Source organism: Flavobacterium sp. AC274, assembly GCF_979258275.1.
Genome location: NZ_OZ409852.1, coordinates 3,165,850 through 3,187,056, shown reverse-complemented (window position 1 = coordinate 3,187,056; position 21,207 = coordinate 3,165,850). Strand labels below are relative to the sequence as shown.

At 36.1% G+C, this 21,207-nt stretch carries 13 protein-coding genes; 5 read left to right on the top strand and 8 right to left on the bottom strand.

Going from position 1 to position 21,207, the window contains the following annotated elements; genetic code table 11:
• Positions 1-57: 57 nt before the first annotated feature.
• The 5 genes from ACZZZT_RS14230 to ACZZZT_RS14210 all read left to right on the top strand — a co-directional run bounded on the left by ACZZZT_RS14230 (position 58) and on the right by ACZZZT_RS14210 (position 3,724).
• Positions 58-204, top strand: coding sequence for a hypothetical protein (locus ACZZZT_RS14230; RefSeq protein WP_463460867.1), 147 nt, complete (start codon positions 58-60; stop codon positions 202-204).
• Between the two features lie 82 nt (positions 205-286).
• Positions 287-1,435 (top strand): cytochrome-c peroxidase, encoded by a 1,149-nt coding sequence (locus ACZZZT_RS14225; protein WP_463460866.1) that lies wholly within the window; start codon positions 287-289, stop codon positions 1,433-1,435.
• 197 nt (positions 1,436-1,632) lie between these two features.
• Positions 1,633-2,283, top strand: a complete 651-nt coding sequence (locus ACZZZT_RS14220; RefSeq protein ID WP_463460865.1) for a VOC family protein — start codon at positions 1,633-1,635, stop codon at positions 2,281-2,283.
• 303 nt (positions 2,284-2,586) lie between these two features.
• Complete coding sequence (locus ACZZZT_RS14215; protein WP_463460864.1) at positions 2,587-3,204, top strand: porin family protein; 618 nt, start codon at positions 2,587-2,589, stop codon at positions 3,202-3,204.
• 46 nt (positions 3,205-3,250) lie between these two features.
• On the top strand, positions 3,251-3,724 hold the full coding sequence (locus ACZZZT_RS14210; RefSeq protein WP_463460863.1) for a hypothetical protein: 474 nt from the start codon (positions 3,251-3,253) through the stop codon (positions 3,722-3,724).
• A 169-nt stretch (positions 3,725-3,893) separates the two neighbouring features.
• On the opposite strand, the gene ACZZZT_RS14205 is transcribed toward ACZZZT_RS14210, so the two are convergent.
• The 8 genes from ACZZZT_RS14205 to ACZZZT_RS14170 form a co-directional block, all read right to left on the bottom strand.
• Positions 3,894-5,468: an RICIN domain-containing protein gene (locus tag ACZZZT_RS14205; RefSeq protein ID WP_463460862.1), complete on the bottom strand. Its 1,575-nt coding sequence runs from the start codon at positions 5,466-5,468 to the stop codon at positions 3,894-3,896.
• 29 nt (positions 5,469-5,497) lie between these two features.
• Entirely contained in the window at positions 5,498-6,763 is a 1,266-nt protein-coding gene (locus tag ACZZZT_RS14200; protein ID WP_463460861.1) for a hypothetical protein, read from the bottom strand.
• Between the two features lie 309 nt (positions 6,764-7,072).
• Positions 7,073-7,984, bottom strand: a complete 912-nt coding sequence (locus tag ACZZZT_RS14195) for a carbohydrate-binding protein (protein ID WP_463460860.1) — start codon at positions 7,982-7,984, stop codon at positions 7,073-7,075.
• 25 nt (positions 7,985-8,009) lie between these two features.
• Complete coding sequence (locus ACZZZT_RS14190) at positions 8,010-8,945, bottom strand: glycoside hydrolase family 16 protein (RefSeq protein WP_463460859.1); 936 nt, start codon at positions 8,943-8,945, stop codon at positions 8,010-8,012.
• Between the two features lie 2 nt (positions 8,946-8,947).
• Entirely contained in the window at positions 8,948-10,456 is a 1,509-nt protein-coding gene (locus tag ACZZZT_RS14185; protein WP_463460858.1) for a glycosyl hydrolase family 18 protein, read from the bottom strand.
• 248 nt (positions 10,457-10,704) lie between these two features.
• Entirely contained in the window at positions 10,705-13,371 is a 2,667-nt protein-coding gene (locus ACZZZT_RS14180; RefSeq protein WP_463460857.1) for a beta-1,3-glucanase family protein, read from the bottom strand.
• 123 nt (positions 13,372-13,494) lie between these two features.
• A complete protein-coding gene (locus tag ACZZZT_RS14175; RefSeq protein WP_463460856.1) occupies positions 13,495-17,457 on the bottom strand; it encodes a family 16 glycosylhydrolase in 3,963 nt (1,320 codons plus the stop codon).
• Between the two features lie 685 nt (positions 17,458-18,142).
• Positions 18,143-21,070: a helix-turn-helix and ligand-binding sensor domain-containing protein gene (locus ACZZZT_RS14170; RefSeq protein ID WP_463460855.1), complete on the bottom strand. Its 2,928-nt coding sequence runs from the start codon at positions 21,068-21,070 to the stop codon at positions 18,143-18,145.
• Positions 21,071-21,207: the final 137 nt, after the last annotated feature.

Here is a 21,207-nt window from a genome sequence, read left to right as displayed (position 1 = left end):
GTATCTCATGTTATTGCTATAGCTGGTGAAGGAACTTATAAAGAAATTAGTACCGGTTTGTTTGAAATTTCTTTTGAGTTAAAACTAACCAATGAGGAACTTTTTGGAGGAACGGTTTCTACACAATATAAAATGTATAACAACAAAACATATCCAAAAATAGACCCAATAAACGACGCTTGCCCTAAAGAAGTTACTCTTTAAGTTTTAAATTAAAAAAGTTTCAAGTTTCAGGTTTCACCTTCTGTCACAACTTGAAACCTGAAAATTGAAACAAAAAATAAATATGAAATTAAAAACCTTAATAATACCTATCGTCCTTCTCCTAAGTTTAACAGCTTACAAAAGCGTTGAACAGCCAGATTATATTGATATTACAGAATTAAGAAAACTGTATTCAGGCGGTGATGCTTCGAAATGGCCTGCGGCAGAATTACACGAAAGTATCGATAAATCTAAATTTGAGGATATTGGCGTTTTGCCTGCAGTTCCGTATCCGGATTACAATCCGTATTCGAAAGAGAAAGAAGCTTTGGGGAAAATATTGTTTTTTGATCCGAGATTGTCTTTGAGTGGACAAATTGCCTGCGCTTCCTGCCATAATCCTGAATTGGGCTGGACAGATAATTTGACGCGTTCTTTTGGTCATGATCGCCAAACGGGAAAACGAAATTCGATGACGATTTTAAATTCGGCGTATGCCAAAACTTTATTTTGGGACGGCCGAGCTTCCAGTCTGGAAGATCAGGCACAATTCCCGATTGGAGATCCATTGGAAATGAATGAAAAACTAACGATTGCTGTTGATAAAATTGCAAAGATTAAAGGATATAATGCTCTTTTTACAGATGCTTTTGGAGACAAAAAAGTGAATCTGCAAAGAATTCAATATGCCATTGCTACTTTTGAAAGATCTATTAATAGTCCGAAAAGTAAATTTGACAATTTCATTAGTGGAAAATCTGAAGCATTTACAGATGCTCAGGTCAAAGGTTTGCATTTGTTCAGAACCAAAGCGCAATGCATCAATTGCCACAACACGCCTTATTTTAGCGACAATGAGTTTCATAACGACGGTCAAACTTTATTCGGAACTAAAAATGAAGATTTTGGAAGATATAATGTGACCAAAGATGTAAAAGATATTGGAAAATTCAGAACGCCAACACTTCGTGAAGTCGCCAACACAAAACCCTGGATGCATCACGGACATTTTCCGTCTCTGTTAGATGTTGTTGAATTGTATAATGGAGGAAATCCCTCTCCTATTCAGAAAAAATATCTGGGAACGGCAAGAGATTCCCTGATTCCAAAAGTAGATCCGGTACTTAAAAAATTAAATTTAAACAAAGAAGAAATCAGCGATTTATTGGCTTTTATCGAAACATTAAGCACACCAACGAGACGTATTATGACGCCAATAATGCCAAAATAAATTATTTGATAAATTGTGAATGCGCCCCAAAGTTCCACAATTTTAAAGCTCGTTTCATTTATATGAAACGGGCTTTTTTATTTCCGTTAATCTTCTTTCATATCATTTTTTTATAATCTTATCAACGTATATAATCACCTTTTCACGATAATACGAGTGCCGTTTTTTAAATTTGATCTAAAGAAAAAACACCTCACATGAAACTAGAACAAATACAAATTCAGACCAATAATATTCAGAAAACAACTGCATTTTATCAGGACATTCTTGGGCTTTCCATCATAGAAAAAAACTCAAAATGGGTTACAATTCAGGCAGGGAATTCTATTTTAAAATTTATAGAAAATTCAACTTTTAATTCTATTTATCATTTTGCTTTTAATATTCCGGAAAATAAACTTGAGGAAGCTATCGAATGGTGTAAAAACAAAGTGGGGTTAATTGTAATTGAAGATCAAAACGTGATCGCCAATTTTGAGGCATGGAATGCCAATGCGGTTTATTTCTATGATAATAATGGCAATTTATTGGAGTTTATTTCCCGATATGATCTTGAAAATGCTTCAACAGAAAATTTCAGTTCTAAATTAATTTTAAACATTAGCGAAATTGGAATTGTAACCGAAAATTCGTTGGAATTAGGAAATCAATTAATCGAAAAACATGCGTTAGAATTCTTTTCTAAAAATAATAATAGCGAAGTTTTTTCTGCTCTGGGAGATGATGAAGGTTTACTAATTATCGTAAAACCAAACAGAAACTGGTATCCAACGCAAACTCCGTCTCAAAGTAATCCAACCGAAATTAGAATTCAGAATAATGAAAATATTTTCGAATTAATTTTTTAAGCATTTCAAATAATTTTATACGAAATATATACACAATGTATATCGTAGAGGCACACAGCAGTGTGTCTACGCAAAGTATATCAACAAGGAAAACAAAGTCCGTTTCATTAATTTGAAACGGACTTTGTTATTTTTTATTGAACGAATTTCACTACAATCTTGTTTCATTTTCTAAAGTGAAACCAAGTTGCGGCGTTTAAATACTTTTTCTAAATAACTAAAATTAATTTTGAATTATAATTTTAAAATCCCCTGTTAAGTCTTTAACAAGAACTAATTACAAATCAAATTAAAACTAAAATTATGAAAAAGTGTAATCTATTATTCGTTATTTTTTTATTTTCAATTTTTGCAAAAGCACAAACTTCAAACTCATTTCTGCTTAATTTATATGCAGGTTATGCCTTTCAGGATAAAGTAGAATATGATAACTCTTATGCTTATGTAGAAGACGGTTTTGAATATGGTATCGGTTTCGAGTATTTTATTGTAGAAAATAGTTCTATCGAATTAAAATACAACAGACTCGATACAAAATTGCCTTTATATGGTCCCTTAGGAACGCAACTTAATGCCGGAGATGATAAAGGTGCATTAAACTATATTTTAGTTGATTACGCACATTATTTTGATATTGGTTCTAACGTGATGCCCTATCTTGGTGCCGGTGCCGGTATTACTTTTCTTGAAACACCTCAAAGCGGAACCGAAAATTATTTTGCCTGGGAAATAAAAGGTGGTGTAAAAATTAAAACTTCTTCGCCTTGGTCTATCAATTTAAATGCTTATTTGCAATCTATGTCCGCCTCAGTTGGTACCAGTTATTACTGGACTTATTATGGTCCGGTTGGTGTAACAGATTTTGTAGCCACCTATCAATTTGGTTTAGGAGCAACTTTAAGTTATGATTTCAGTAAATAAAAAATAATCTATCAAATATTTTTCAACTAAAATAAAACTTCAAATTATGAAAAAATTATTTCTATTGTCAGCCCTTCTTATTTCTACGATCTTATCTGCTCAATCTACAGATGATGTGATACTTGTGCAAAGTCTTTACGGAAAATCTAAAGGAGATATTATAAAAGATTATTTGAATTTGGCAGAACCACAAGCTACAGCATTTCAGGCTGTCTACGATAATTATGAAGCCGAGCGCAAAGCTTTGGGTCAGAAAAAAATACAACTAATAAACGACTACGCTATCAATTATGATAAAATTACGGATGAAAAAGCAGATGAACTGGCAAAAAATAATTTGAAAAACAATGTTGATTTTGAAAAGCTTTTATCTAAAGCTTACGGCAAAGCAAAAAAAGCAATTGGACCAATTAATGCTGCAAAATTTATCCAGTTAGAGCAGTATTTTCAAACTACAATACGATCTGCAGTTCAGGACGAAATTCCGTTTATTGGAGAATTGGAGAAAACGAAAAAATGAGTTTTGAATTATAAATTATGAGTTTTGAGTTAGTAGTGAAAAATCACAAAATTTAACTCAAAACAATAACTTATAATTACATTATAATAGAAAAGGCTGCCGTTTAAACGGCAGCCTTTTAACTAAAATTACAAGCCATAATTTATAACTCATAATTCATAACTAACTCTTACTTTTTAATAAAACGTTTGATCGTTTTAGTTCCATATTTCTCAAAAACAATAAGATAAATTCCGTTTCTTAGACCCGAAACATTTAGATTATTGTCGTTGATTTTTTGTGACACAACCAAACTTCCTGTTTGGGAATCTACCACGCTTACGTTTCCTCCCACTACATCTGTAGTAAAGAAAAGTATATCTGTAACCGGATTTGGATATACGTTTAAAGCAACTGAATTTACCTCATCTTCAACAGTAATAGACGAAGCTACAGGAGTTGCTGCTGCGCCAATTTTGGTAATCCTGATCCAGTTAATGTTCATTCCCGTATTTTGAATATAGATTCCAAAATTATAAGTTCCGGCATTTACGCTAACCGTTTGTGTTACGGTTTGCCAATTTTGCCATCCTCCGGTATTGGGAATATCAACATTTCCTAAAATAATTGTGCCACCGTTTAAATCAGATGATAATCTGCCACCTGCAACCCCGCTCGCTATTCTGTATTCAATTAAATAAGAACCTGTTGTTGGGAAATTAATATTATTATAGGCCAGCCAATCTCCCGTTTCTGTATAACCAACATTTGAGCCTCCGCCCGTATCCGTTGTAACTTCGGTCTGAATTCCGCTCATAGCAGAATAATCCTCAGCCTGAATTAGGGTTGAAGTTTGCGCAGTTGTTGTTGAAATTAATTTCCATTGTCCGCAAATCTGTCCATTATCCTGCCATTGCTGTACGTTGGCACCATTTGTTGTGCTTGCACCCGCAACCTCAACTAATTTACCGCTATGTCTGGCAATAATTTTATAAAATCCATCTCCGGTAGAAAACAATATAAACTGTTGATTTGTAGTTCCGTTGTACGGATATTGCTCTACATTGGCACCATTGTCTTTATTAAAATTATTTACATCTAAAGACTGACCGCTATGATTGGCAATAATTTTATACAAACCGTCGCCTAAATGGGTGAACGTAAACTTTTGATTTGTAGCCGAATTTGCAGTTCCCTGAGCCACATTGGCACCATTTGATAAACTTGCATTCCAGACATCCATGTTTAAACTGCTGTTTCTGTTTTGCAAAAAGAAAGTTTGATTTCCTAAAGTGGTAACTCCGTTTGCAAGAATTCTAATCGAACTCACTTTATCATTCCAGGTTGTGTTCAAACAAGAATTATCAGAATTAATTACAGTTGAAGCTCCCGTAAAATTATCGTCCTGATATAAAATTGCCTGAAATCCCTGCGTGATTCTTAATGAAGAAATATCATCATTTAAAATTCCCAAAGAATTTAAACGTGCTAAATTGTAATCACCAATTGTTAATCCGCCAGAAAATCCGGTGTAGTTACAATCTTTATAAGCCGTAATCACATCTGTTGAAGCAGCTATATTTCCTCCCGGCGGAATTGTTCCTGTAACCGTATAACTTCCGATAGAGCCATAAGCCGAATATCCGCCATAACCAGCACTTCCGGCACCGTTGCCATCAACACCAATAAAGTATTTTCCAGCTGGCAAATTCACATTCATAGAAGCGTTTAAAGCAAACGGATCAGAGTTCCAGTACGTTCCCATTTCTGCTCCCGCTGAATTGTATAAGCGAATTAAAAGATGCAGATTTCCATGTCTGGAAACGGTATTTGCATTGATCGAAACATTTCCTCCGCCTGTTGTAAACGTAAAGAAATCATAATCGGCTTCGCTGGAAATAATTCCATTTTTTGGTTGATGGCTCCGCTTGCGTTATAATCTAAAGTGGCTGCAGAAGCTGTAGTGTTTCCGTAATCATCTCCTCTGTAACCTACTCCGAATTTATTACTTGCAATAATCGCAACATCATCTTGTTTGTTGTTAGCATAATCGTATTCGCCTTTACTCCACTGAACCACAGGTCTGTAATATCCTGCACCCATAATTGGCGCCCACGAAGTATTGTTTATCCCTACGAAATAATCTTCTGCAGGATTTGTACGTCCGTCATGGCCAAGGTCAAAAGTATGGCCAACTTCATGCGCAGAGGCATCTCCACCAGATTTACCCGAGGTAATAAATACCCAGCAAGGTACATCGTTGTCCCAATTGAAGGAACCAATATACGCTACTCCCCCCGCCCCCGGGGCCGCAGTATTGGTTGGAGTTACCACCACACGCATTCTTCTGTTTCTTGGGTATGAGTTAAAAACAGCTTCACTTGTTGTAACATTCACGTTGAAAGGTCTGTAGTCTTCAGCGACCACTTCCCAATGTTCCTGAACGGCTGCATCGCTCATTCCGGATGGCGCTGCGTTGATCGCGTTTCCGTTGTTCCAAAGATTTCCTGCCGGCATATTGTATCCGTCAAAATCTAAAAAAACACAGCCTGCCGCACCAGGTAAACTTTGCAAATTCAACAAGGCCTGAGCAATTTGAGCTGCTGCTGTTTTACTTGTTATTTGACTTTTTTCAGGAACATTTTCATAGTTCACGCAAATCAGCGTATTGATATCTACTTTCGATACAAAAGCATTTCCGCTGGCGTCCGAATAATATTTGTAAGCTTCTTTTGTTTTCTTTAAAATAATGTGACCTTCCAGCGATTTATCCATCACTTTAATATAAAAAGACGATTCTGGAACATTCTTAATTTCTCCAATCAAAAACTCACTTGAAGCATCTGATTTTTTGTAATTGACTTTTGCGTCGAAGTTTTTACGCTCCGCCTGAAGCAAAACGGTTTTCTCAGCCGTACTTTTTGAAGCCGTAGTTGCGAGTCCGTTCTTTAAAGTGTTCATAAAAGTTTTACTTGAACCTAAAGAAGTCTGCGCCACGGCGAAACTGCTAAAAGCAATAAAAACAAATAAACTTAACCGAAATCTGTAATTGTTTTTCATATAATATTTGAGGTTTGGGGTTACTTTTTAAAATATTGTGTCATTTATTTTTCACGCAGATTTTGCAGATTGAGCAGATTTTATTCTCATTTTTGTCATTTCGACGGAGGAGAAATCAAATAAAGTGAAGACACACAGTACGTCGCTCACTCGGTGTGATTTCTCGTTCCTCGAAATGAAAAACCACACGGAAAGAGGCTAAATAAAAATCTGCCACAATCTGCAAAATCTGCGTGAAAAAATCTTTTTAATACTATAACACAGCTAATGAAATTTTTAATTTTTAATTCTCAATTTTTAATTAAATCCTTATTTCTTAATAAAACGTCGCACCGTTTTGATTCCGTCTTTTTCGACCAAAATCAAATAAACTCCGCTTTTTAAACCGGCAACATCAATACTGTTTCTATTGGCTTTTTGCGAAGAAACAGTAGCGCCATCCTGAGAATTGATAATGCTTAAATTTGCTCCTATAATTTCTGCAGAAAAGAAAAGCTCTGATTCTGTCGGATTTGGATAAACAGTCAAACTTTCAATTTTATCTGTTGAATCTGATTTTGCTGCTAAAGCCGATGCCGATTTCGTGATTCTGATCCAGTTGATATTCACACCCGTGTTCTGAATATAAATTCCGAAATTATACGTTCCGGCGTTTAAATTTACGGTTTGAGATACGGTTTGCCAGTTTTGCCATCCTCCGGTATTCGGAATATTAACAGCACCAAGCTGAATCGTTCCTGCACTTAAATCTGAAGAAATGATTGCTCCGCTGACACCACTTGCTACTCTGTATTCAATTAAATAAGAACCAGATGTTGGAAAATTGATGTTGCTGTAAGACAACCAGTCAGCCGTATCGGCATAACCTACATTTAAACCTCCGCCTGTATCTGTGGTTGCTTCGGTTTGAATTCCGCTCATGCTGATATAGTTCTCCGCTTCAATCAATATTGAAGGAGAAGAATTGGTTACTGCCCTAACTCTTACAGAACTAGCAATATCATTGAAACTATTAGCCACCAGACACGTATTATCTGAAGTAATAATAGCAGAAGAACCAGCAAAATTATCATTTGCATAAAGCACTACTTCATAACCGGTTTGTACTTTAAGCGAAGAAATATCATTATCTAAAATTCCTTTCGCCTGTAAATTAGCTAAAGTATAGTTGCCAGCTGGTAAACTCACAGCATATCCGCCATAATTGCAATCTTTATACACTGTGGCAACACCACTTTGCGGTGTGTCATAAAAGGTTTGTCCAGCCAGATTTCTTCTTTTTCAATCCTTGTGCTTTATAACTGGCAACCAAAGTATTAATCTGAGCCAGATCTACTGCTGTGTTTTTATAATATAAAACCCAGTCGGTCATGAAAGTATTTTCTCTGTTACCAGTTCCGATACCTAATACATTGTTCCAAATCCAGTTTGCAAATGCGATCTGCATCGTACTTCTGGGATAAACCGAAAGACCTGCCTGAGTTTCATTGTCTGTAACAGAATGCGTTGCAATAAGCGTGTTATCCATATAATATCTAATATTCACGCCATCTGTACATGTAGCAATAAAGGTATGCCACCCGGCTAATGATTTTTGCTGGGTCGAATAGGTTTTCCATGGCTTCCATGGATTTGCGATATATTTGTGATAAGAGGTTGTATATCCTACTCTGTTATCCGGAGAAACACCCCATTTATCAGCAGCCATATATTCAATGATATCCAATTCACTATATTTTGAACCATCCTGAGCAAGTGCTGAACTTACAATGGTAAAAAACGTCTGTATATTGGCATCTTTACTCGCAAAAGCTTCATCTGATAAATATACTCTTGATGCATACGTTCCTTCAAAATATTCATACGAACTTTCTATTCTGGAATGTGTTATCGCTTTTGACTGACCATTAACGGTTGTTTTTAAAGTCATTAACTTATTCGATGCGTCATTCGGGTCTGTAATAAAATTAACGTTATTACGGCTGTAAGTGGCTCCTTCCGGAGGTCCACTTACGCCATTAATAATTTGCCATTTGTTAAACGATGCCAATTGCGGATCTGTATTACCGGAATAATTAAAATCATCAAACATGATAACCTGAGCCTGGCCGCTTAAAGCAAAGAAAATAAATGTTAGTATCAGTAACTTTGAATTACTTAAGACTTGTATATATTTCTTCATCCTTATTTTTTAATAAAACGTCTTACCGTTTTAACTCCGTCTTTTTCTACCAAAATCAAATAAATTCCGCTTTTTAAACCTGCAACATCAATACTGTTGCTGTTGGCTTTTTGTGAAGAAACCGTAGCCCCATCCTGAGAATTGATTACGCTCACGTTTGCTCCTGAAATTTCTGCAGAAAAGAAAAGTTCACTTTCTGTTGGACTTGGGTAAACGGTTAAACTTTCGATTTTGTCTGTTGCAGCTGATTTTGCAGCTAAAGCCGAACCTGATTTTGTGATTCTGAACCAATTTAAATTAAAACCTGTATTTTGAACATATATCCCGAAGTTGTATGTTCCTGCATTTACGTTTACGGTTTGAGTGATCGTCTGCCAGTTTTGCCATCCTCCGGTATTTGGTACATCAACAGCACCAAGCTGAATGGTTCCGGCACTTAAATCAGAAGATAATCTTCCTCCTGAAACAGCACTCGCTACTCTATATTCGATAACATAAGAACCAGATGTTGGAAAATTAACATTGTAATACGCCAGCCAGTCTCCCGTATCTGCGTAACCTACATTTAAACCTCCGCCAGTATCTGTTGTTGCTTCGGTTTGAATTCCGCTCATTGAAGAGAAACTTTCGGCCTGAATTAAAGTTCCGCCGCCAACTGGTGGCTGACTTCCCGTAATAACCTGATTTACGGCTGTCAATAAAGATTTTGATCCGGTTGCATCTTGCGATAATTCCCAAATCATAACACCACCCGCATTTTGAATTGCGAAAGTAGTTTTTGCTTTTATGGTTGGTATTCCGTTATAATAAATCGTATTTCCTACCTGATCCTGATTTTCTGCTCCCGGATATTGTGCTACAATATTCGCAAAAGAAATTCCCTGATTAGCAGAAGCTCCAAAACCATAACCGTAAAACGGAAGTCCGATAATGGCTTTACTTGCCGGTAAACCTCTTCCTGTCCAGTAATTAAACTGGTTTACAGCCATACTGTACGGAGAGTGCTGTCCTGGATTTCCTGGTGCCCAAGGACCTGTTGCATCGTACGCCATAATGTTGATCCAGTCATAAGCCGCAAAAGTAGATGAAGGCACATTGGCACCACCGTAACCTTCAGAAAGTGCTGCTGTAATTTGTTTTCCTCCTGAATGCAATTTATTCGCTAAAGCAATTACAAACCCTCCGTAATCACCGTTAATTGCAGGGCCTTCTAAATCTACATCGACTCCGTCAAAATTATGCGCTATCACATAATCGTAGATCTTTTGGATAAAAGCTGTTCTGTTGCCAGGCGTAATCAAATTAAAATAATTATCACGAATAGCGCCACCTTCAGAAATTGCGCCTCCGCCAAGCGAAACAAAAACTTTTACGTTTTGAGCGTGAGCCGCATTAATAATTGTGTTTGATCCTGAATTGAAAGTTAAATATCCGTTGGCATCCGGATTTTCAAACGCAATATTTATGTGCGTTAATTTGCTGTACTGAATAGTGCTCGAAAATGAATTCAAATCAATCCAATTGGGAATGTAAGCGATTACTTTTTTTGGGCGATTGATAAATTAACTACACCCAGAACCAAAATTAAGATCCATTTTAGCTGGATCACTTTGTAATTGTTTTTCATAGTAACATTTTTTAATAGATTAATAGATATTTAATTTTCGGGGAGAAAATATAATTTTAGATTTTAGACTTTAGATTTCAGATTATTATCTAATCTTAACCTAAAGTCTGCGATCTAAAATCTCTTTTAAAACTATTTTTTGATAAAACGTTTTACCGTTCTTTGGCCATCTTTTTCTAAAACAATTAGATAAATTCCTTTTTTAAGTTGAGAAACATCTACGCTGTTATTGCTAATTTTTTGTTTTGAAACTGTATTTCCACTTTGAGCGTCTACAATACTTGCATTTTCACTGCTTACAGCAGTTGTAAAATAAAGTGTGCTTTCTGCCGGACTTGGATAAACGTTTAATGCCGTATCTGGTCCTTCTTCAATTGTTTCTGTCGAAAGTGTTTTTGCAGCTAAACCAGCACCCACTTTTGTGATTTTAATCCAGTTGATGTTCATTCCCGTATTCTGAATATAGATTCCAAAATTGTACGTTCCTGCATTTACGTTTACTGTTTGGGAAACCGTTTGCCAGTTTTGCCATCCTCCGGTATTTGGGATATCAACATTTCCTAAAACAATCGTTCCACCATTTAAATCAGAAGATAATTTACCGCCAGTTACACCACTTGCAACTCTGTATTCAATTAAATAAGAACCTGTTGTTGGGAAATTAATGCTGTTATACGCCAACCAGTCGCCTGTTTCTGTATAACCAACATTCGAACCTCCTCCGGTATCCGTTGTTGCTTCCACCTGAATTCCGTTCATGGCTGAATAATCTTCAGCCTGAATTAAAACAGGCGTTTGTGAAGATGTTGCTGCAACCAATTTCCATTGCGCACAAGTTTGTCCGTTATCCTGCCATTGCTGTACATTGGCACCATTTGTAGTGCTTGCACCAGCAACTTCTATTAATTTACCGCTGTGTCTGGCTACAATTTTATAAAATCCGTCGCCTGTAGCAACCAATACAAATTGCTGATTTGGTGTTGCATTGTATGGATATTGCTCTACATTGGCACCATTATCTTTATTAAAATTATTTACATCTAAAGACTGACCGCTGTGGTTAGCAATAATTTTATACAATCCATCACCTAAATGCGTGAATGTAAATTTCTGGTTGTTTGCTGAGTTTGGAGTTCCCTGCGCCACATTTGCAGCGTTTGCGGTACTTGCGTTCCAAACATCCATATTCAGATTACTATTTCTGTTTTGAAGATAGAAAGTCTGATTTCCTAAAGTGGTAACTCCATTTGCCAGAATTCTGATCGAAGTTACTTTGTCATTCCAGGTTGTATTCAAACAAGTATTATCAGCATTAATTACGGTTGAAGTTCCTGTAAAATTATCATCCTGATACAAAATTGCCTGAAATCCTTTTGCTACTTTAAGTGAAGAAATATCATCGTTTAAAATCCCAAGAGTATTTAAACGAGCCAGATTGTAATCTCCAATCGTTAATCCTCCTGAAAAACCTGCGTAATTGCAATCTTTATAAACCGTAATAACATCTGTTGTAGCAGGAACCGAAGGAACTGTTCCGGCATATCCTCCAAAAACAGCAATTACTTTTGTTGGCTGTGGTGTATGAAGAGATGGCGACTGATCTGCAACATCATCATAAGCAAAACCGTAAGCCAAATTATCAATGCTGATTCCCGGTAAATGCCAGAATTTAGAATAATGATTGGTTGGATTCACCTGATAAAATTTCGAAGCATCGTACCAGTTTTGCTGACCCGGATTTGGCGTTGTGGTATTCACAACATGTCTGTTTATTGCCGCCGTTAATTGTGCCTGAATAACCAAATCTAAATCTCCATCAACCAATCTTCTGTCCAGAACGCCTTTTCCTTCAAGTGCTTCCTGAGTTGTAGGTCGGTTCTGAACTCTTCCTGTACGGCCTACAAATCCACCGGATTGTCCCACCATTTCCAGTTGTTCTCCAATAACTCTTCCCTTGAAAACTCCCGCGTCTCCGGCATAAAATATTAAGTCTTCGTTTTTATATTTGTTCCAAATGGCATCAATATAAGATTTTAAATAATTAGCCTGAGGTCCTACAGTAGTCCCTCCTGTTCCATCTGCAAAAGCAGGCGTTTTTGAAGGTGCCGTAATTTCTCCCGTTGCATCATTTACACAACCCTGAAATTCTGATGGTACATTGGCTTTAAAAGCAGCTACGATATCAGCATGTTTTTTTAATTCACCCACTTTTTTCTGATATCCGTTTGCACCGAATAACTCTAATCCCATTGGATATTTATATGAATCCACACGTGAAGGATTTCCGAAGAAACCATATTGATTATTTGTCAATTCGATGATTTCATATAAAATTCCCTGATTTGGATCTGTAACATTCAAAGGATTTGGCGAAGTATATCCTGATGGCGCACCATTGGCACCAAAAAAGTAAAAATACAATTGTTGCCCTTTGGCAATAAAAACTCTACAGCCTGCGATTAAGGGCAATGTGAAAGTTTTGTTCGGGATTTCACTTAACTTGGTAAAACAAGCCGCATATTTTGAGTTTTGTCCCGGGCCGGTATTCCCGCCAATTGTTGGTCCTGTAACAGTATTATAAGACGGACTCATTGGCAAAACCTGACTCGTTTTGGCATTGACCCAAACGTGATTTCCGGTTGTATAATCGATACCTACAATGGCAACGTACAATTCGCTGTCATTAAATGTAGAACTATTTGTGATTGTAAAAGGTATGGCACCCTGGCCGTACATAAGGTTTGAAAACACCAGAAACAGTGTTAACAAAGATGATATTCTAAGTTTAATTTTATTCATATCTAATTATTTTGGGGTTACTTAAATAGTTTTCAAATCAAAAATTGCTTTTGAAAAGCGTTTATTGATCCGTAAAGTGCAATGCTAAAACTAACAAAGACATTGCACCAAACGGATTCATAATTATTGCTTAATCAGTTTTTTAGTCCAGCTTTTTTGATCTGATTTAATATTCAGAATGTAAATTCCTCTTGTTAATCTGCTAATATCAATTACGCTTTCCTGTGTATCAGCATCTACTTTTGTTTGTATTAAAGCTGTTCCTGAATTATCATAAATCGTAATCACTTTATGATCTAATTTTTCAGGTAATGAAACCTGAATATAACTACTTGCGGGATTTGGATACATTACAAATTCTGCATTGGCAACTTCGGCTTCGTCCACAACATTTGTTATTTTAGCTGATGATGCAGATCCGTAAGCTTCAATTTCAAACAATGAATATCCGTACGGAGCCAGCGCTTTTGCAGTACATAAAATTCTCAGGTATCTTCCTGTTCCGCTTACCGCTAAATCATCTGTTCCGCCATCACTTGCAGTTTGCGTATTTATGGTTTCATTTTCTGTGAAAACATTATCTGTAGAAAGTTGTATTTTATATTGGGTTGCAAAAGCCGCTTCCCATTTTAAAACCACACGATTAATGTTGTAATTAGATCCTAAATCAACATAAATCCATTCGCTTGCATTGGCAAAACTACTCGCCCATCTTGTTGTTGTTGCGTCACCGTCTGTGGCTTTCGCCGAAGAATAAGTGGCATTTTCTTCTGTTGAAGCTATTGCAGTTTTGGCCAAAGCCAAATTGACATTGTTATTTGGAGGTGTAATATTTCGAACAATTACGTCGCTGAAAACTCCCGTTGCCAAAGTTCCATTTGCATGGGAAGTCACGGCCATTCCCACATAAATCGTGTTCGCCATTGCAATCGTTCTTGGTGTTCCAAGTTGTGTCCAGGTAGTTCCGTTATCCGATGAATAAGATGTAAATACATTTCCTGAACGAACAATGCGAAGCCATTTTGGAGTGGTTCCCGCCGCTCCCTGTTGAATTGTTGCTACAGAAACTGCATCTCTTGATAAAAACTCTACTCCTGCAGCAGCTGTAATTGTGGTCATAGCATGTTTAGAAGTTGGCGTAAGCGTTTCTCTAAACATCACTCCTGCTTTTGCATAAGTATTGGTATTTGTCAATGAATTTACTCTGGCAATAATCTCAGCATCGCCTGTAATAGATTGATTTACATATTGAAACTGATCACTTGATTCCCAAATATCAGTTCCTGAACCTTTTATAGTGAAAGTTCCGCTGGCGTGTGTTGCTTCTCCCGCCGGAGTTACAGCACCTAAATCTGTGCTTACCCAAGGCGCAGGTAAAGTTGCCGGAGGATTTTCTGTAGAAACTAAATTTAAAGCTCTTAAATTATCAAAATAATAGGTATTTCCTGAATTTGTTCCAGGTTCAAATAAGAATACAAAACGATTTACATCGCTGTCTAATGTAGAAGCGTCCGGAGTACTTGCATATGTAAAAGTTACGGTATGCCATGCATTGCTTTGTTTTACAACACCTTGGTAAATGCTATGTCTTCCCGCAGGATAATTGGACGGAATCGAAGCGCTGCTTTCTGCCTGCCATGAAATTATAGATCCAACCGGCGCTGAAGTATACACATCCATCGCAAACTTTTTAGTTCCTGATTTGAAATCTCCAATATTGGTTAAAGTGGTATTGAACGAAAAATTATCATACAATTCAGTTGATTTTCTAACATATCGCCCAACATTTGAAGAGGTATTAATTCCGCTTTCGTTTGGATTTGCAACGTTTGCAGTATAAGTTCCGATGGCATCTCTAAACGTAATATTATGTGTGTTTTGATAATCTTCGTACACAACGCCCGGCGTAAAAGTGTCCGGTAATTTGGTTGAACCAATTCTGATATTATCAAAATAATAAGTGTCGCTTGTGTAAGAACCTGAATTAAATAACAATACCATTTGGTTGACTGCCAGATTTGAAGTTCCTGCATCAGGACTTGAATTGTAATAGAAAGTTAGTGTTTCCCATTGATTTTGTTTGGTCGTGATCGCTACATAGTTACTGTTTCTTCCTATTGGAAAATTCGCAGGAAGCGATGTCGCACTATTCTCTAAATTCAAGCTTACAACTGTACCAATTGGTGCCGAAGTATACACATCAATCATGATTTTATTGGTCTGATTTTTCAATAAACCGGCATCTTCGATTGTGCTTTGTGTATTGAAAAATAAAACGTCGTATTGCTCGGTTACATTTCGAACATAACGTGCCACATTCGCGGAAGCGTTAACTGAATTTGCTCCCGGATTTGCTACTACAGAATAAGTTCCAGTCGTAGTTCCTTTAATGATTTTATTGATTCCGTCGTAGTTTTGCAAAACATCGGTCGCAATAATTGGCTTTTCCGGTGCCGCTTTTGTTAGCAGATTATCAAAATAATACGTCGCTCCCGAATTTGAATTGGATTCAAAAAGAAAAACTACAGTATTGATTGTCAATGCACTTGTATTAAGGTCGATTACTTTTTCGAATTCAAATTCGATTGTTTCCCATTTGTTTTGTACCGTTGTTGTTGCTTTGTAACCACTATGTCTTCCTGACGGAAAATTGGTAGCGGTTGTTACCAAACTATTTTCTAATTGCATGGAGATTTTTGTACCAACCGGTGCAGATGTGTAAATATCAAAAGACATTCTTTTTCTTCCGTATACATAATCATTTGCATTGCTAATTACCACGTTTTTAATATTCATAACATCATATAATTCAGATGAGTTACGAACATATTTCCCCACCAAAGCAGAAGTATTTATTCCTGTTGCCGATGGGTTTGCTGTAGCTTCTGTTAAAACTCCCGTTTTAAGACCATAAACTATATTTCGGTTCGATTGAAAATCTTCATGGATTTTTTCGACCGGCAAAACGGCTTCTGTTGCTACGGCCAGTTTATAAGTATTTGAAGTACATCCTGAAACTGTTGTAGCTACGGCAACATCTCCTCCGGATGTTCCCCAGTTAACCGTAATGGTATTTGTTCCTTGTCCAGATGTAATACTGGCACCTGCAGGAACTGTCCAGTTGTATGTGGCACCGGCAATCGCATTTAAAGAATACGTTTTATTAGTTTCGTTTTGATACACTTTTGCATCACCAACTACGCCGTAATTAAAACTTCCGCTGTAAACACGGACATAATCTACTTGTAATTTTGCCGGAAAGTCTGCCGGAATTGGCTCAACTCCCGCACCATTTACACTGGTATAAGGCGTTCCTAAACTACCAACGGCCAGATTTAGAATAATATAAAACTGTTGCTCATTAAAAGGCCATCCGCCGTTTACTGTTGTTTGTGGCGTTGCGGTATGAAATAAATTGCCATCAATAAACCATTTGATAATATTTGGTCCCCATTCTACGGCATAGACGTGAAATTCATTAGACAAATCTGTTGGCGATGTATAGCTTCTGCCTGTATAATGATATCCGCCTCCGTCATAATGAATGGTTCCATCTATTGATTTTGGGTTTCTGTGTTTGGCTTCCATGATATCAATTTCGCCGGTATAAGGCCAATTTGACGTTCCTGCTGGCAACATCCAGAATGCCGGCCAAGCTCCCATTCCGTTAGATAACTTCATGCGGGCTTCAATTCTTCCGTACTTTATGGCATATTTTCCTTCAGTAGTTAATTTGGCTGAAGAATAGGGCTGTTGCGGAAATGATGTACTTGGCTCGTATTTAGCCTGAATATTCAAATAACTGTCTGCACCTTCTTTGACAATTGTCGCTTGATTTGGATCATAACGCTGAGCTTCTGCATTTCCAAATCCGCAAAGCGAAGGACAGCCGTTTCCGGAAATACTTTGCCATTTTGTTAAATCTACTGTGGTTCCGTTAAACTCATCAGCCCAAACTAAAGTGTTGCATTGTGCCTGAAGTTTTAAAAAAGGTGTAAGAAAAAATAGTATTAGAATAATACACCTTTTTAAAAAATAGTAATTACTTCCCGGTGGTCGGCCGAAAGAAAAGTCTTTTTGTTTCATTTTTTTTAGTTTTTTGTTAGTAAAGCTCATTAACACAATAAATCTTCTATTTTTTAAAAAACAGTTCTATATTGTATTAATAAGATGACAATATTAACAAATAAACTATCGAAGATGTCAATTTTGAGGTACGGTTTGACTACGGTGTTTGTAAAAAAATGTAATAATCAGCTTTCAAAAACCGTAAAACTACTTAGGATTTTACTGATAGTGAAAAATTGCTTAGCGGTTGGTTTTAGAGAGAAAAAGCTTGAATTTATTTTGTAGGAATGCGTAGTGAAATGTTTGCCACAGATTAAATGATTAAAAAGAATTATAAAATCTGTCCTCATTTTGTAATTTAGAACAGGATGCGTTAAACCCGACAGTCCCGAAGCCTCGGGATAAAAACCTGTCGGGTTTGAAATGCCGATACTTTTTGCGTTTAGTTTGTCATTTCGAGGAACGAGAAATCACATAAAGTTAAGACACACAGTTCGTCGCTCTCTGGATGTGATTTCTCGTTCCTCGAAATGACAAAACAAGATGAAAAACATTCTTATGAAAACGAGTGCCCTAGCCCCGATAGAAGTGGAAATCCTTTTGTGGCGGGGTTCGCCACAAAAGATTGAAACGGATAGCGGGATTAGCTCCTGAAAAAAGATTTGGCTTTATCATAGAAATCGAAATGACAAAAAAATCCAAACTAAAAATTCAAAATAAACTCCGTAATATTCGCATCTGACGAAAGTTGTAATTTCTTGCGAATGCGATATCGGGTGTCTTCCACCCCTCTTACGGAGATTCCTAAAAGCGGCGCAATTTCTTTGGTATTAAAATTCATTCGCAAATAAGCACACAGACGCATATCACGGGGAGTTAATTCTGGAAAACTCGTTTTCAAGCGTTGCATAAAATTATCATGAAGCTGGTTGAAAATTTCTTCAAATTCATTCCAATGCTGATCTCCCTGAAGTTCGTGATCAATCAATCGGTTTATTTTGGTTAATAAACTGAAATTTACATTAGTGTCATTCTTTTTATCAATTTGTCCGATAAGTTCTTTTATCGAAAGCAAAATCTCATTTAAATGGATAAGATTCACAGTACTAGAAGCTACTTTTGCATTTTTAAGATTAATGGTAGCTTCGAGGTTTTCGCGCATAATGGCCATATTTTCCTGTTCTAATGCCAGTTTTTGTTCGTTTAATTCTGCTCTGTTTCGCAATAATTCTTTTTCCTGATTTAAAATCAATTGTTCCCGATCGCGCTCGGCAAGATTTTTTTGATATTTGATAATTGCATAAATCAAAACACCAAAAAGCAGCAAATACAAAATATAAGCCCAGCTTGTACGGTACCAAGGCGGTGAAATTTCAAATTTAAAAATAGCTTCTTCGCTTACAACATCGTAAATATTTTTTGCCCTTACGTGAAAAATATATTCGTTTTCAGGCAAATTGGTATATTCTTTTTCGGTCTGCAAACTCCAATCCGACCATTTTTCTTCAAAACCTTCCAGCCAATATTCGTACTTTGTAGCATCGGCTTCATCATAACAAAGTGAAGCAAACGAAAAGTGCAAAGCGTTATTAGAATGTGATAAAACAGGAATGAGTTCATTTTTATCCAATTTTATATTATTAGGAAGTACATCATATCTACTGGAAAACAATAAACTATCTTTTGGTAAAATACATTTCACCTCAGAAATAATCGCTTTATACTTTGCCTGATAACTTTTATTTTTGGTTGCGTTATAATGAATTAAGCCATCCTGAGTACCAAAAAAAACATCGCCATTTGTAGTGGTCTGAATGTTTTCGAAACCCGGAACATATAAATATCGAAGTTTTCTAAAAGGCAATTCTTCTACAGTAAAATTTCCATTTGCCTGTCGGGTCATTTTCCCTGTATTTTCTCCGGAAACATACCAGATATTATTTTGATTATCTGCTTTAAGCAATCGAATATGATTTTCCAATCCCAAATACTTTTTAAAAACCGCATCGGGAATCATTTTTTTTGATGTGTCGTCTTGTTTGTAAATACCTTTTGTAGTTCCGAAAAGTATTTGATTGTTAATTTTAAACGTATTCAAAAACAAACTAGAAGGAAAACCACTTTCCTGATTGTAAAACTGAAGATCTGAAACTGCATCAAATGTTTTATTGAATTTAATTTTATAAATTCCTTTATAACCATGAGCTAGCCAGATACTTTCGTTATCAGTTACAATTATCCTGCTGCTTTCCTGAAAGTTTTTAATTTTATGCTGATATACCCAGGAATCGTTTATTTTTTTCAACAAATGCATTCCGTTATAACCGCCAACTAATAATAAATCAGGACGATTTGGAATATTTATGCCTTGCCACGCCCCATCAGTTTTTGCCAGTAATTGAGCCGAATTTCCTTTGATTTCATAGATTCCGTTTTTTTCAAAAGCCAATAATGATTTACCAAAAACGCCAACATTCCACACATTTTCAGACATTCCTGAAATGTGTTGGAAATGTGTGTTTTCACGCTTTCCGTTTTTATATGCTTGCCAATCCATCCAAAATAAACCGTTATCTGTAGCGATATATAATTTATTTTGATAAATCTGGCTGCAATATATTTTAGTTTCTGAACTTGATGTGTCTAATATTCTGGACAAAGGCGAGGAAATCTGAATTAATGAAATACCTTCTTTTAAAGTTACCCATAAATTGCCTTCTTTATCCGTTTTAAGATTTGTAACATATTCATTTTGCAGCCCCATTTGCTTATTAATGTGCTGAATTAAATGTCCGGTACTGTCAATAACTATCAATCCGGATTGTCGTGTTCCAATTCCTAAATAGCCATCGGGAAACAAAATTGCGGTCGTAATTTGATACTGTTTCAATAAATAATCAGCTTCTGTAACAAAAGGTTTTATTAGATTATTTTTATAAATGAAAAGACCATCTTTTTGGGTTAGCAACATTAATCCGTCTTTAGTTGCAAAAGCTTTCCGAATTTTCATTCCCAAAAATTGTTGTCCTTTTTCTACAGGAATTAAAACATCATCTTTTAACTTCAACAAACCCTTTCTGTTATCTAAAACATAAATAGAAGTGCCAACATTAAAAAACTCATCAAAATTTGAAGTAGATTCTATTACCTTGATTTTATTGTTCTTATAAATAAATATTTTTTCGTTTGAGAAAAAAATCACTTCATTATTTCGAACAACCGTATGTAAAACATCGCCAAAATTTCTGGACGAAACCGGAAGTAATTTTACAAATGAAGTATATTTATATTGCCCGTTTGGCAACTGAAAAGTATAACCAAAATCGCATTGCGCCCCTACATATATTCGATCATTTTTATCGATTGCAAGCGACCTTACCATACTTTTATTTTCTGGCTGTGTAACAATATTCCATCGCACGCCATCAAATTGCATAATGCCAAAATGATTGGCAAAAAACATCATTCCTTTTGAATCCTGCAAAACATCCCAGTTTTCTGAAGCTGCCTTGTATGTTTTTGGATTATAATTTGTAATAAACGGAACCCCGATTTTTTTTATTTGCGCACTTATAATAGCAGGCAAAAAAAAGATCGATACAACTAAAAATCTAATTATACATTTTGTCATTTTGTTTCTGTCTGTAGGTTATTTTTTATGGTCGTGAGAAAACCATAATCCTAAAAACAACAGCTTGGGATTGCTGTTTTCAGGCAAAAAAAATTGTTTTATAATGCTTTCAAAAATTATAATTTGATAATTTCCAG

What these genes read in the sequence shown, in the direction of transcription:
- ACZZZT_RS14225 (WP_463460866.1), top strand. Translation starts at nt 287, where the DNA reads ATGAAATTAAAAACCTTAATAATACCTATCGTCCTTCTCCTAAGTTTA.
- ACZZZT_RS14220 (WP_463460865.1), top strand. Translation starts at nt 1,633, where the DNA reads ATGAAACTAGAACAAATACAAATTCAGACCAATAATATTCAGAAAACA.
- ACZZZT_RS14215 (WP_463460864.1), top strand. Translation starts at nt 2,587, where the DNA reads ATGAAAAAGTGTAATCTATTATTCGTTATTTTTTTATTTTCAATTTTT.
- ACZZZT_RS14210 (WP_463460863.1), top strand. Translation starts at nt 3,251, where the DNA reads ATGAAAAAATTATTTCTATTGTCAGCCCTTCTTATTTCTACGATCTTA.
- ACZZZT_RS14205 (WP_463460862.1), bottom strand. Translation starts at nt 5,468, where the DNA reads ATGGGAACGTACTGGAACTCTGATCCGTTTGCTTTAAACGCTTCTATG.
- ACZZZT_RS14200 (WP_463460861.1), bottom strand. Translation starts at nt 6,763, where the DNA reads ATGAAAAACAATTACAGATTTCGGTTAAGTTTATTTGTTTTTATTGCT.
- ACZZZT_RS14190 (WP_463460859.1), bottom strand. Translation starts at nt 8,945, where the DNA reads ATGAAGAAATATATACAAGTCTTAAGTAATTCAAAGTTACTGATACTA.
- ACZZZT_RS14180 (WP_463460857.1), bottom strand. Translation starts at nt 13,371, where the DNA reads ATGAATAAAATTAAACTTAGAATATCATCTTTGTTAACACTGTTTCTG.
- ACZZZT_RS14175 (WP_463460856.1), bottom strand. Translation starts at nt 17,457, where the DNA reads ATGAAACAAAAAGACTTTTCTTTCGGCCGACCACCGGGAAGTAATTAC.
- ACZZZT_RS14170 (WP_463460855.1), bottom strand. Translation starts at nt 21,070, where the DNA reads ATGACAAAATGTATAATTAGATTTTTAGTTGTATCGATCTTTTTTTTG.